This window comes from Leifsonia poae (assembly GCF_050632195.1).
Classification (GTDB): domain Bacteria; phylum Actinomycetota; class Actinomycetes; order Actinomycetales; family Microbacteriaceae; genus Leifsonia; species Leifsonia poae_C.
Map to the genome: position 1 here is coordinate 1,799,917 of NZ_CP192580.1, position 13,191 is coordinate 1,813,107.

The following is a 13,191-nucleotide window of genomic DNA, read 5'->3' on the forward strand; positions in this document are numbered from 1 at the left end:
CCGCGAGCCGGAGTCGGCTGTGCTCAGCGAGGCATCGGCCTGGCAGATCGCGCGCCGGCTGGTCGTGACGAGCACCGACGACCGACTCGTCGAGCTCGAGAAGAGCGTCGATGTGGTCACCAGCGCGGTCATCGCGCTCAGCCGGGCGCTGAGCGAGAACGTGGCCGATGCTGCCGACGTCGAGCGGATGGTCGATCGATTCGGCGGTCTCCTCGATCTGCCGACCGGCAGCAGGCAGGTGAAGGAGGCGTACAAGTCGGTTCGCGACGCGGTCGCCGTCGTCGGCTCCTGCCGCCGTTGCTCGACCTCGCCGAGCAGTTCGCCGCCGAGAAGGTGCGTCGCGGGTTCGTCGAGTACTCCGACCAGGTCGCGCTCGCACTGCGCGTGAGCGAGAAGCTTCCCGCCGTCGTCGAGGACTATCGCGAGCGCTATCGGGTCATTCTGCTCGACGAATACCAGGACACCTCGGTCGTGCAGACGCTGCTGCTGTCGCGCCTCTTCGCAGGCCAGGCGGTGATGGCCGTCGGCGACCCGCACCAGTCGATCTATGGCTGGCGTGGTGCGAGTGCGGCCAACCTCGGCCGCTTCTCGCTCGACTTCACCGGCTCTCGGGATGGCGCTGCCGAGTACGCGCTCTCGACGAGCTGGCGCAACCCGACGCGGGTGCTCGATGCGGCGAACGCATTGGTCGGTCCGCTGTCGACAGGGTCTCCGGTGCGTGTCGAACGACTCGAATCGCGGCCCGGCGCATCCCAGGGCCGGCTCGATACCCGGTTCGAGCAGACCGTCGCCGACGAAGCGGCCACGGTGGCCGACTGGCTGGGGGAGCGACTCGCGGCGAGAGACGATCGGGGAACGGTCCGAGCGCGGCCTTGCTGTGCCGCTCGCTCAAGAAGATCGATCCGTTCATCGCCGCGCTGGCCGAGCGGAACATCCCGTACCACGTGCTCGGTCTCGGGGGCCTGCTGGAGCAGCCCGTGATCGCCGACCTGGTGAGCGCGATGCGGGTCATGCACGACCCGACCGCCGGTTCGGAGCTCATTCGCGTGCTCACCGGTGCGCGGTGGCGGATCGGCCCGAAAGACATCGCCACACTTCGCGGTGTCGCATCTTGGCTGGCCGCTCGGGACCATCGCTTCCAGGAACTCGACCCTGCGGTGCGCGAACGGTTGCGGCAGTCGGTCGCCGGTGACGAGTCCGCGTCCCTGGTGGATGCCCTCGACTTCGTCGTCGAGGCGCCCGAAGGCCACAGTCAGCTCGCCGGCTTCAGCCCGATCGGGCTCGACCGGATGCGCAACGCGGGCCGTCGCCTCGACTACCTACGTTCCCGGGTCGGCCTCGACCTACTCGACCTGGTCACGCTCGTACAGCAGGAGCTCTTGCTCGACATCGAGGTGGCGGCCAACGAGTCCGCCCAGCTCGGGCAGGCGAGCCTCGACGCCTTCGCCGAGCAGGTGTCCTCCTATCTGGCGAGCGACGAGCAGGCCACGCTCGGGTCGTTCCTCTCCTGGCTCGCTGAGGCGGAGCGGCGCGACAACCTCGCTCCGCGAAGCGAGGAGCCCGAGCCCGGAACCGTTCAGATCCTCACGATCCACGGCTCGAAGGGGCTCGAATGGGATGCGGTCGCCGTGCCGAGGATGGTCGAGGGCGAGTTGCCGGGAGGCCCGCTCAGCAAGAAGGGGTGGCTGTCGTTCGGCGAGTTGCCATACGAGTTCCGCGGAGACGCGACCGAGCTCCCGCTGCTCGCCTGGCGCACGGCCGAGACCCAGAAAGACATCGACGAGGCGGTGAAGGCTTTCGAGCAGGAGGTCGTCGATCGTCACGCCGCCGAGCAGCGGCGTCTGGTCTACGTCGCCGTGACGCGTGCTCGCGAGAGCCTGCTGCTGTCCGGTTCATACTGGTCGACTCAGACGAAGCCCCGCGGCCCGGGCGCGTTCCTCCTCGAGTTGCAGGCGGCGGGACTGCTGGCCGAAGACGCGTTCCCGGCCTGTGACGAGCCGGACGAGAATCCTTACGCCCTCGCGACGCAGACGGTCCAGTGGCCGCTCGATCCCCTGGGCGGCAGGCGGGACAGAGTGCTCGCCGCCGCTGACGCGGTGCGTTCGGCCGCCGAACGAGGTTCCCGAGGGGGCGGCGTCTACGCCCACGACATCGACCTGCTCCTTGCCGAGCGCTCGCGCAGGCAGGAAGAGGCCGAACTCGTGGAGCTGCCGACGCGCATCCCGGCATCCCGGTTCAAGGACTATGTCACCGATCCCGCATCCGTCGCCGCCGCGCTACGTCGCCCGATGCCGGAGCGCCCCTACCGGCAGACGCGCCTCGGCACGCTCTTCCACGGCTGGGTCGAGCAGCGATACGGCACGGTCGGCGGTGCTTCGGATGTGATCGACGCCACCGCGGCGGAACTCGACGACCCCGCGGGCGAGCCCCTGGAGGCCGAGGCGCTCGCCGAGCTTCAGCGCACGTTCGCCGCGAGCGAGTGGGCCGACCGGCGCCCCGACGAGGTCGAGATCGAGATCCATGTCACGCTCGCCGGTCAGGTCGTCGTCTGCAAGCTCGACGCCGTCTATCCCGCCGTCGACGGCGCGCACACGCACCAGATCGTCGATTGGAAGACCGGCAAGGCACCTCGGGATGCCGCGGACCTCGAGCGCAAGCAGCTCCAGCTGGCCCTGTACCGGCTGGCATATGCGCGGTACGCGGGCGTGGATCCGGAACTCATCGACGCGGTCTTCTACTTCGTCGCCGACGACCGCGTCGTGCGCCCCGAGCGCATCTACTCCGAGGAGGAGTTGCGCTCGCTCTGGTCGTCGACCACGGGCTTCATGCCGCCGGCGTGACCGTAGTCGTCCGAGCTGCGGTCGCCGGGCGTCCGGTCGAGCATGGCCTCGACGTCGTCGATCGCCATGATCGGACCGGTCGCGGTCGACAGCGGGGTGGCGGAGTTGGTGTGCACGCGGTCGACGAGGCCGTCGAGCATCGCGACCGCATCGTCCACGATCGACTGGTTGCGCACCTCGCGGCCGTGGAGCAGCCACCGGGCCACTTCGAGCTCGGCATAGAGCATCGCGCGCTGCGTGAACTGACGGTCAGTGGCGACCTGCCTCGTCGACGCGTACGCCCCGAGGGCGCCGTCGGTGGCGTCCGCGTTCATCGCGAGCAGCCAGTGCAGGTCGCGCGCGGGGTCGCCGACGCGCAGCGCCGACCAGCCGAGCACCGCGGTGACCGACTCCTCCTCGATGAGGAAAGAGTCAGCGGTCAGCGCGCCGTTGATCACGGTGGGCTGGAACTGCCAGAGGGAGGTGTCGGCGGAAGCGTCGCGCCACCGGTCGCGCAGAGCGCTCGGCAGCAGGCCTGTCGCGGCCGCCTGCTCGATGAGGAGGTCGTCGCCGTGTGCGACTCGCCCGCGCTGAGCACGGGCAGCCCTGCCTCACCGACGAAGTTGGTGGGGAGCTTGTGGATTGCCGCGATCGCGTGACCGATCGAGCCCGCAAGACCATCACCCGGCGGAACATCGTCGACATCGATGTGATGGCCCGGAAGGAAGTCGTACACCAGGGCGCGGGTACCTCCGACGGGCGATTGCCCGCGGTACGTCGGCACGTCGAACGGAAGACGGCTGCGAATGCCGGTGGTCAGCGCGCGCAGCGCGACCAGGTCGGCACTCTGCTCGGTCTCGGCCGCCTGGGAGGTGGGAACACGGATGATGTACGTCTGCCCGTCGCGTCCGCTGAGCAGCGCGGAGTCGAATTCGGCCGCCCCGCCCTGGCTGAAGCTGCGGGCACCGGAGACCTCGAGTCCAGCGACGGCCGAGGTGGCCAGCGCGGCTAGAGTGAGATGGGATCTGGCCATGCACCTAGGTTAAATGGCTTCCCCGCGTGGGCCCGTTAGCCACGCCTTGAAAGGACCCTATGTCGAGCATTCCTCTCTCTTCGCTGCCACTTTCGCGTCACGCCGTCGACCGAGACCATGTGTCGCGGTCCCGTCCGGCTCTGTTCGACGAATTGTGGGAGGAACCCGGGACGCGTGTGTTGCCCTTGTGGAAGGGCCGCGCGCTGCTGACAGCGGAGAGCGTCGAGGCGGCGACGCCCGCGGCCGACGGCTGGGGTGCATCCGGGGCCGGGGCGGCAGAGCTCGAGCTGCTTCCGGTCGAGCAGGTCACGGCGGCGCTGCTGCGCGTCTACCTCGGGCGCACGCTGACCGCGACAGCGAAGGAACCAGCCGGTTCCGCGATCGTGCTCGAGGTGCTGACGGATGCGGCAGCCACCGAACTCGAGCCCGACGAGGCCCGCTGGGGCAACCTGCGCACGGTCGCCACCGCTCTGAGCGACCGCGACGCCGGCCTGTTCACCGAGGCGCTGGCGATCGCAAACTGGCACGCCACCCACACCAACTGCCCGCGGTGCGGAACCCCCACGGTCGTCGAGGAGGCCGGATGGGTGCGCAAATGCTTCGAAGACGGCTCCCAGATCTTCCCGCGCACCGACCCCGCCGTGATCGTCACCGTGCTCGACGCCGACGACCGGCTGCTGCTCGGCTCGAACGCCATGTGGGAGAACTCCCGCTACTCCCTGCTGGCCGGTTTCGTCGAGCCGGGCGAGTCGTTCGAGTCTGCTGTCGAGCGCGAGATCTTCGAGGAGGCCGGCGTCCGCGTCGTCGACGCGCGGTACCGCGGCTCGCAGCCGTGGCCCTTTCCCGCGTCGGTGATGGTCGGTTTCACCGCCAGGCTCGCCGACGATCAGGCTCCGGATGCGCTGAATCCCGACGGCGAGGAGATCCTCGATCTCCGCTGGTTCAGCCGTGACGAGTTGTGGGCCGCTCGCGAGCAGGTCATTCTCCCTGGCCGGTCCTCCATCGCGCGTGCGCTGATCGAGGAGTGGTACGGCGGATCGCTCGACGAGGCGCCGGTCGCACCGTGACCCCGGAGAGCCTCCTCGACGGCCTCGACGCCCAGCAGCGGGTCGCGGCCGAGGCGCTTCTCGGGCCGGTGTGCATCCTTGCCGGTGCCGGAACGGGTAAGACGCGGGCGATCACGCACCGCATCGCCTACGGCGTCGCCACCGGAGCGTACGCGCCCAATCGGGTGATGGCGCTGACGTTCACGAACAGGTCGGCCGCCGAGCTGCGCGGGCGACTCCGTCAGCTGGGCGCCGGGGGCGTCGCCGCCCGCACCTTCCACGCCGCAGCGCTGTCGCAGCTCAACTTCTTCTGGCCCCAGGTGGTGGGCGGAAACTTGCCGAGCGTGCTCGACAGCAAGGGTCGCGTCCTGGGCCACGCGGCCGAACGGCTGGGGCTGAAGCTCGACACAGCGACGCTCCGTGACGTCGCGGCCGAGGTGGAGTGGCGCAAGGTATCCGGCCTGAGCATCCAGGAGTACGCGGGCAAGCTCGCCACGCGAACGATCCCGGGCTCGCTGACCGCGGAGCAGCTCCCGCTCATGCTGCAGACCTATGAAGACCTGAAAGACGAGCGCAAGCAGTTCGACTTCGAGGATGTGCTCCTCGCCTGCGCAGGCATGATCGAGATCGAGCCCGCGGTCGCCATGCAGGTGCGCGAGCAGTACCGCTTCTTCGTCGTCGACGAGTACCAGGACGTCTCGCCGCTGCAGCAGCAGCTGCTCGACCTCTGGCTCGGCGGTCGTCGCGACCTCTGCGTCGTCGGGGACGCGAGTCAGACGATCTACTCGTTCGCCGGCGCCCGCAGCGAGTACCTGCTCGACTTCGAGCGTGCGCATCCGGGAGCCACGGTCGTGCGGCTCGAGCAGAACTACCGATCGACGCCTGACGTCGTGGATGCCGCCAACCGGTTGATGCGGGGACGATCCGGCGCGCTCACCTTGCATTCGGCGGTCGATACGGAGCGGGCCGACTCGACGGCTTCCGACGTGCCGGAGCCGGTCGCGTACCCGGACGATCGCGCCGAAGCGCGCGGCGTTGCACAGTCGATCGCCGCCGAACTCGCAGCGGGAGCGAAGCCCGAGGACATCGCCGTCCTCTATCGCGTGAACGTGCAGGCGGCGGCGATCGAGCAGGCGCTCGGCGACCTCGGTATCAGCTACCAGATCCGCGGGGCGAAGCGCTTTTTCGACCTGCCCGAGGTTCGGCAGGCGATCATGTCGCTGCGTGCCGCCAGCGTCTCGATCGGCGACGAGCCGTTGTTCAAGTCGGTCAGCGACGTTCTCCGCTCGCTCGGCTGGAGCCAGCAGGCGCCGGAAGCGCGTGGGGCCGTGCGGGACCGCTGGGAGTCGCTCAACGCGATCATGGGTCTCGTCGATCAGGCGCCGGCGGGCACCACGTTCCGTCGCTTCACCGACGAGCTCCTCGTGCGTCAGGCCGGCCAGCACGAGCCGACCCTCTCGGCGGTGACCCTGGCCACCCTGCACTCGGCGAAGGGACTGGAGTGGGAGTCGGTGCACCTGGTCGGGTTGAACGAAGGTCTCGTGCCGATCAGCTACGCGAAGAGCTTCGAGCAGATCGACGAGGAACGCCGGCTCCTGTACGTCGGCATCACCCGTGCTCGACGCCGCCTGAGGCTCAGCTGGTCGCAGGCGGGAAATCTGGGCGGTCGTGCTGCGGCGCGTCAGCCGTCTCGGTTTCTGGCAGAGCTCGGCACCCGCACTCCTCGTGCGGCCGGTGCTCCCGCTCGCTCGTGACACCGGTCGCGTAGTCGACAGCAAGACTGCTCGCGCTGATTCCCCGGATCGAGTTGAGAACTCGATCCACGACCGCCCGGGCGGCAAGCGAGGCGACCGCGCTGCTGACCAGACTTGTCTCGTAGCGCACGGGGCGGGTGCTCAGCTGGCTCGCCATCGCGGGCCAATCGGGATCCTCGTCGGTGCGTCGCCGGTCGACGCAGCCGACGCACGGCCCGCTTCCCGGTTCGACGAAGGGGCCGATCGTCGCCGTCCGATCGCCGAACACGATGGGGAGATGAGGGATGTCGCGGCGAAGCCAGCGCTGATGGCGCTCGGGTTCGATGGCGAACGAGCCCACGATCACGGCCGCGCGAGACTCTGCGATCGCGGGGTCGTCCCACCGCAGCCCCGCTCGCACGTCGATGCCGCTCTCGGCCAGCACCTGCATGAGACGCGCCGCGGTCGAGCCTCGGCCGTCGAGCACTACCATCGGACGGGCCGCCTGGCCCGCGCCCGCAGAGTCGTCGGCCGGCAGAAGCACCGGCTCGACCCGCTTCAGAAACGGGGCGATACAGGCCGGATCGCCGCCCGCCCGCGCAGAGACCAGGTGGAGTCCGCTCAGGGTGACGCCTGATTCGAGCGCGACGAGCATCCGTTCTTCGGCATCGCTCAGACCCGAGAGCGTGAGCACGGGGCGCTCGACCCCGAATTGCAGGATGCTCGGCGTGCGCCAGACACGGTGGATGCGGTGATCGAGGACGAACGTCATCCCGGCATCCTGCCGTGAAACCCGACACCCCTGCAGAAGTTATCCACAGGGGCTCGGCGGTCAGTCCTCTTTCGGCCGCTCGGTGTCGCCGCGAAGCAGGTCTTCGAGCGCCTGGTCCAGCGCGTCGTACTCCGGCTCCTCGCCGTTCGCGGTCGCCGTGAGGCGGGCCACCAGCTTCGCCGGGTCGTCGAGATCCGCCGACTGGGGGAGCAGGTCGGGGTGCGACCAGAGGTCGTCGCGCGCATCCGGACCCACGGCGTCGGTGACGGCCTGCCACATGGCCGCGGCATCGCGGAGACGCCGCGGACGCAGCTCCAGACCGACGAGGGTGGCGAACGCCGACTCGGCCGGGCCGCCCGAGGCGCGGCGTCGGCGAACCGTCTCCGCGACGGCGTCGGCCTTGGGCAGGAGCTTGGTGGCGTTGGCTGTGACCACGTCGACCCAGCCTTCGACGAGCGCGAGGCTCGTCTCAAGCCGGGCGAGCGCCTCCTGCTGTTCCTCCGACTTGGGCGGGATGAGCGCACCGCTGACCATCGCCTCGCGCAGCTCTTCGGGGTTCGACGGGTCGAATCCTTCTGCGAGTTCTTCCAGACGCTCGGTGTCGATCGTGATGCCCTTGGCGAAGGCGGTGATCTGAGTGATCAACTGCAGGCGCAGCCACTTCGCGTGCCGGAACAGGCGGGCGTGTGCGAGCTCGCGCACCGCGAGATACAGCTGAACCTGATCGATCGGGATGTCGAGGCCGTCGCCGAACTCGTCCACGTTCTGCGGGATCAGGGCCGCCGTGCCGTCTTCCATCAGGGGGATGCCGATGTCGCCGCCAGAGACGACCTCCTTGGCCAGTTGCCCGACCACCTGGCCGAGCTGCATGGCGAACAGGGCGCCACCGATCGAGCGCATGACCTGGCCGGCGTTGGCGATCATCCCCTGCATCTCTTCCGGCGCCTGCTCGGTGAGAACGCGGGTGAGGGCATCGGAGATGCTGAGGGCCACCGGCTCGGCGAGCTGCGACCAGATCGGCATCGTGCGCCTGGCCCACTCGGCACGGCCGATGAGCAGGGGCGGGTTGGTGAGTTCGGCGACCGAGGTCACGCTGTCGAGCCACAGTGCGGCGACGTTGAACGCCTGGTCGAGGGTGGCGCGCTCCGCCGGCGTGACCGAGTGCGCATCCTGAGCCGCGAGAGTGCGGGCCTGCTCGAGGGCGACGTCCCAGTTGATGCCGCCGTCGCTCGAACGGATGGCGTTCTGCAGTTGGCCGAGGAGTGCCTGGATGCTCGCCGGATCGTTGGGCAGTCCGGCGGCTCCCGCCAACTGGCTCGGGTCGATGGACGAGTTGCCGGACAGGAACTCGTTCAGCATGTCGCGGAACTCGTCGTCCGGTTCCTTGTCGGGATTCCGGTTCGGTTCGTCGGCCATCGTCATGCCTCTTTCGTGTGTTCGGCTTTCAGGCTTGGAATCTACGCTAGCCCGTGTACTCCGGCCCTTGGTGAGAATTGGCCTAGGCTCGGGGGTCGGGCTGTGCGCCCGTGGCGAACAAGCGAAAGGGACCCCTGTGAGCCTCTTCACCGACGACGACCCGCTGCTCCCTCCGGGTCCGCGTCCGGAGCGCGTGGCGCCGCCGAAGCGTGTGATCGTCGGCTGGTCCCTGGTCGCCGTCGCGGTCGTCGCGACCCTCGTGCTCGCCCTCGTTCCCGCTCCGTATGTCATCGAACAGCCAGGACCCGTCTACAACACGCTCGGCACGGATGAGCAGGTGGGCGGCGCATCCGACGGTGAGGCCAAGCAGCTCATCACGATCCCCGGGCAGAAGACGTACCCGACCAAGGGCTCGCTCGACCTGCTGACCGTCTCGGTGGTCGGCAACCCCGACTCCCGGCCGAGCTGGCTCGAGATCGCCGCGGCCTGGTTCGATCCGTCGCGAGCGGTACTGCCTGTCGACGTCGTCTTCCCACCGGGAACCACGACTGAGCAGTCGAACGCCGAGAACGCCGCGCTGATGGTCAACTCCCAGCAGGATGCCATCGCGGCCGCCCTGAACAAGCTCGGCTACGAATTCCCCGAGGCCGTCGCCGTGAAGCAGCTCATCAAGGGATCGCCGGCCGCGACCGTGCTGAAGGTCGACGATGAGATCGTCACCGTCAACGGCGAGCCCGTTCCCGGGGTGGCGACTCTGCGCCGCCTGATCACAGAGAACGGCACGGACAAGGCGGCGAAGCTCGGTATCGTCCGCGGCGGCGTCGCGTCGACGGTCGAGGTCAAGCCGATCAAGACGGCGGGGCAGACCGTGGTCGGCATCGGCGCGGGCATGGACTACACGTTCCCGTTCGACGTGAAGATCCAGCTGAACAACGTCGGCGGTCCGAGCGCCGGCCAGATGTTCGCCCTGGGCATCATGGACAAGCTCACCCCCGGTTTCCTGAACGGCGGCGAGCGTGTCGCCGGAACCGGCACCATCGACAACGAGGGCAACGTCGGCGCGATCGGCGGCATCCGTCAGAAGATGTTCGGTGCGAAGGGTGCGGGTGCGACGATCTTCCTGGCGCCCGCCTCCAACTGCGACGAGGTGACCGGCCACATCCCGGGCGGCCTCGACGTGTTCGCGGTGAAGACGCTCGACGATTCGATCAAGGTCCTGGATGCGGTGAGCTCGGGGGGCAGCACGTCCGACCTCGCCCGCTGCCCCGCTTCATAGCGTTCGCATAGGCTCGCCGACGTTCAGCGCGGGCGCAGCTTTCTCCAAGCGGGCCGCGCCTAGGATGGTTATCTGACCTTGCCACGCGAGAGCAATGAGGGCCCAACACGTGAGTTCAACAGCCGCAGTCCGCCCACCAGCGCGCCGTCGGGCCGCCATCTGGATCACCCTGGGTGTGATCGTCGCCCTCGTCATCCTGTTCTTCGTCTTCGCGGGGCTGTACGCCGACATCCTGTGGTACCAGCAGCTCGGCTTCCTCAACGTTCTGACGACGCAGTGGCTCGCCGCGGGCGTGATGTTCTTCATCGGCTTCCTCGGCATGGCCGTGCCGCTGTGGCTCGCGATCCAGCTCGCTTACCGGCTGCGCCCCGTCTATGCGAAGCTCAACAGCCAGCTCGACCGCTACCAGCAGGTCATCGAGCCGCTGCGGCGGCTCGCGATGTACGGCATTCCGATCGTGTTCGGAATCTTCGCGGGCGTCTCGGCGGGCAGCCGCTGGCAGACGGTGCTGATGTGGATCAACGGCACCCACTACGGCAAGACCGACGCGCAGTTCCACCTCGACATCGGCTTCTACCTCTTCGACCTGCCGTTCCTGCGCAGCCTCGTCGGTTTCGCCTCCGCGGTCGTCATCATCTCGCTGATCGCCACCCTGGCCACCTGCTACCTGTACGGATCCATCCGGATCAGCGGGCGCGAGGTGCGCATCTCTAAGGCTGCGCGCGTTCAGATCGCGGTCATCGCGGCGCTGTACCTGCTGCTGCAGGCCGTCAGCATCTGGCTCGACCGGTACGCCACCGTCACGGACTCGAACGTCAACGACATGATCAACGGAGCCGCGTACACCGACGTGAACGCGACGATACCCGGCCGCGCGATTCTCGCCGGCAGCGCGATCTTCGTGGCGCTGTTGTTCCTGCTGACGGCGTTCATCGGCCGCTGGCGCTTCCCGATCGTCGGCACCGCGCTCCTCATCGTCACCGCGCTCGTCGCGGGCGCTATCGTTCCCTGGGTCGTGCAGCGCTTCCAGGTCGAGCCGAGCCAGAAGACGCTCGAGACTCCATATATCCAGCGGGGGATCGATGCCACCCGGGATGCATACGGCCTGAGCAACATCGAGATGACGCCGTACAACGCCAAGACGACCGCCGAGCAGGGCGCCCTGCGTGAAGACGCTCAGACGACGGCCCAGATCCGCATCATGGACCCGGCCGTCATCAGCCCCTCGTTCCGTCAGCTGGAGCAGTTCAAGCAGTACTACGCGTTCCCGAACAACCTCGCGGTCGACCGGTACAACATCGACGGCAAGGATCAGGATGCGGTGGTCGCGGTGCGCGAGCTCCAGCAGTCCGGCCTCGGCAACGCCCAGAACTGGTACAACGACACGATCGTGTACACCCACGGCTACGGCGTCGTCGCCGCCTACGGCAACCAGCGATCGAGCGACGGCCAGCCGGTCTTCCTCGAGTCGGGCATCCCCACCACCGGTTCGCTCGGTGAGTACCAGCCGCGGATCTACTTCGGGCAGCAGTCGCCGACGTACTCGATCGTGGGCGCCCCGAAGGGCACGAAAGACGTCGAACTCGACTACCCGGGCGGCTCGAGCGAGGCCCAGCAGACGGCGACCACGTTCGACGGCAACGGCGGACCCAAGCTCGACAACATCTTCAAGCGCCTCGTCTACGCCCTGAAGTTCCAGGACGAGCAGATCGTGCTCTCGGATGCGGTCAACAACGACTCGCAGATCCTCTACGACCGCGACCCGATCAAGCGCGTGCAGAAGGTCGCCCCGTACCTGACGCTCGACTCGCAGGCGTACCCGACGGTCGTCGACGGTCGGGTGAAGTGGGTGATCGACGGCTACACGACGAGCGACCAGTTCCCGTACTCGCACGTCGGCAGCCTGAGCGACGCCATCGCCGACACGGAGACGCCGAAGCCTGCATACGCGTTCGACGACATCAACTACATCCGCAACTCGGTCAAGGCCACGGTCGACGCCTACGACGGCTCGGTCACCCTGTACGCCTGGGATGACACCGACCCGGTTCTGAAGACGTGGGAGAAGATCTTCCCGACCACCGTCAAGCCGATGAGCGACATGAGCGCGCAGCTGATGAGCCACGTGCGCTACCCGGCCGACCTGTTCAAGGTGCAGCGGTCGGTGCTCGGTCAGTACCATGTCACTGACGCCGGGTCGTTCTACTCGCGCGACGATGCCTGGACGACGCCGGCCGATCCGACGGCCGAGGCCGGGACGGCGACGCCGCAGCAGCCCCCGTACTACCTCACTCTGCAGATGCCGGGTCAGGATAATCCGGAGTTCTCGCTGTACACGACGTTCATCCCGCTGGCATCCGGTGATTCCACAAGATCGGTGCTGCGCGGCTACCTCGCCGTCGACTCGAATGCGGGGTCGACAAAGGGCAAGAAGGCCGACAGTTACGGCAAGTTGAGACTCTTGACCCTGCCATCGAGCGATACCGTTCCTGGCCCGGGTCAGGTGCAGAACAGTTTCAACTCCGATCCGACAGTCTCGGCCCAGCTCAACCTGTTGAGACAGGGCAAGACGGATGTGATCAACGGCAACCTGCTGACGTTGCCGGTCGGTGGCGGTCTGCTCTACGTGCAGCCGGTGTATGTCAAGTCCACGGGCGAGACGAGCTATCCGCTGCTGCAGAAGGTGCTCGTTGCCTTCGGCGACAAGATCGCGTTCGAAGACACGCTCGACCAGGCGCTCGACGTGCTGTTCGCGGGTGACTCGGGTGCAAGTGCCGGTGATACCAACCTGCCCCCGACCGGCGTTACGGTGCCCACGACCCCTGGTGGAACCGGTGGCACAACGGGCACGCCGACGAACAATGCCGCACTGCAGAAGGCCCTGGCCGACGCCCAGTCGGCGATCAACGACAAGGAAGCGGCTCTGAAGGCCGGCGACTGGGCCGCTTACGGAGCGGCGGACACCCGTCTCTCGCAGGCCATCGCCGACGCCCTGGCAGCCGAAGGCAAGTAGCCAGCTCCATTACAGCGAGGCCCGCACGAGAATCGTGCGGGCCTCGCTGCCGTAAGGGGCGGGGGATTGCCTCTGAATGTTCG

11 protein-coding genes are annotated in these 13,191 nt (G+C 68.1%); 7 read left to right on the forward strand and 4 right to left on the reverse strand.

The genetic code is table 11. From position 1 onward, the window contains the following. Nucleotides 1-19: 19 nt before the first annotated feature. From ACQ86A_RS09105 to ACQ86A_RS09115, 3 genes are read left to right on the forward strand one after another with little or no spacing between them, the layout of a single operon-like run. Complete coding sequence (locus tag ACQ86A_RS09105) at nucleotides 20-388, forward strand: hypothetical protein (RefSeq protein ID WP_431280206.1); 369 nt, start codon at nucleotides 20-22, stop codon at nucleotides 386-388. Continuing rightward, complete coding sequence (locus ACQ86A_RS09110; RefSeq protein ID WP_431280207.1) at nucleotides 298-981, forward strand: UvrD-helicase domain-containing protein; 684 nt, start codon at nucleotides 298-300, stop codon at nucleotides 979-981. The genes ACQ86A_RS09105 and ACQ86A_RS09110 overlap by 91 nt, the downstream gene beginning before the upstream one ends. After that, on the forward strand, nucleotides 873-2,840 hold the full coding sequence (locus ACQ86A_RS09115; protein ID WP_431280208.1) for a 3'-5' exonuclease: 1,968 nt from the start codon (nucleotides 873-875) through the stop codon (nucleotides 2,838-2,840). Before ACQ86A_RS09110 ends, ACQ86A_RS09115 begins: the two co-directional genes overlap by 109 nt. Here the strand turns inward: ACQ86A_RS09115 and ACQ86A_RS09120 are convergent. Next, entirely contained in the window at nucleotides 2,777-3,277 is a 501-nt protein-coding gene (locus ACQ86A_RS09120) for a hypothetical protein (RefSeq protein ID WP_431280209.1), read from the reverse strand. The genes ACQ86A_RS09115 and ACQ86A_RS09120 overlap by 64 nt on opposite strands. Next, nucleotides 3,274-3,852 carry a phosphotransferase gene (locus ACQ86A_RS09125; protein WP_431280210.1) on the reverse strand — a complete coding sequence of 193 codons (579 nt, stop codon included), beginning with the start codon at nucleotides 3,850-3,852 and terminating at the stop codon, nucleotides 3,274-3,276. The genes ACQ86A_RS09120 and ACQ86A_RS09125 overlap by 4 nt, the downstream gene beginning before the upstream one ends. Before the next feature lie 59 nt (nucleotides 3,853-3,911). On the opposite strand from ACQ86A_RS09125, the gene nudC reads away from it, so the two are divergent. Both nudC and ACQ86A_RS09135 read left to right on the forward strand, forming a co-directional pair. Further along, the gene (nudC, locus tag ACQ86A_RS09130; protein WP_431280211.1) at nucleotides 3,912-4,919 is read left to right on the forward strand and encodes an NAD(+) diphosphatase; all 1,008 of its coding nucleotides are present in this window, start codon (nucleotides 3,912-3,914) and stop codon (nucleotides 4,917-4,919) included. Next, complete coding sequence (locus tag ACQ86A_RS09135) at nucleotides 4,916-6,652, forward strand: ATP-dependent helicase (protein WP_431280212.1); 1,737 nt, start codon at nucleotides 4,916-4,918, stop codon at nucleotides 6,650-6,652. Before nudC ends, ACQ86A_RS09135 begins: the two co-directional genes overlap by 4 nt. Here ACQ86A_RS09135 and ACQ86A_RS09140 read toward each other — a convergent pair. Together ACQ86A_RS09140 and ACQ86A_RS09145 are read right to left on the reverse strand one after the other, a co-directional pair. After that, the gene (locus ACQ86A_RS09140; protein ID WP_431280213.1) at nucleotides 6,534-7,403 is read right to left on the reverse strand and encodes a TOMM precursor leader peptide-binding protein; all 870 of its coding nucleotides are present in this window, start codon (nucleotides 7,401-7,403) and stop codon (nucleotides 6,534-6,536) included. The two genes, ACQ86A_RS09135 and ACQ86A_RS09140, sit on opposite strands and share 119 nt — an antisense overlap. Before the next feature lie 60 nt (nucleotides 7,404-7,463). Then, entirely contained in the window at nucleotides 7,464-8,819 is a 1,356-nt protein-coding gene (locus ACQ86A_RS09145) for a zinc-dependent metalloprotease (RefSeq protein ID WP_431280214.1), read from the reverse strand. 136 nt (nucleotides 8,820-8,955) lie between these two features. On the opposite strand from ACQ86A_RS09145, the gene ACQ86A_RS09150 reads away from it, so the two are divergent. Continuing rightward, nucleotides 8,956-10,095: a YlbL family protein gene (locus ACQ86A_RS09150; protein ID WP_431280215.1), complete on the forward strand. Its 1,140-nt coding sequence runs from the start codon at nucleotides 8,956-8,958 to the stop codon at nucleotides 10,093-10,095. A 109-nt stretch (nucleotides 10,096-10,204) separates the two neighbouring features. Continuing rightward, nucleotides 10,205-13,108 (forward strand): UPF0182 family protein, encoded by a 2,904-nt coding sequence (locus ACQ86A_RS09155; RefSeq protein WP_431280216.1) that lies wholly within the window; start codon nucleotides 10,205-10,207, stop codon nucleotides 13,106-13,108. Nucleotides 13,109-13,191: the final 83 nt, after the last annotated feature.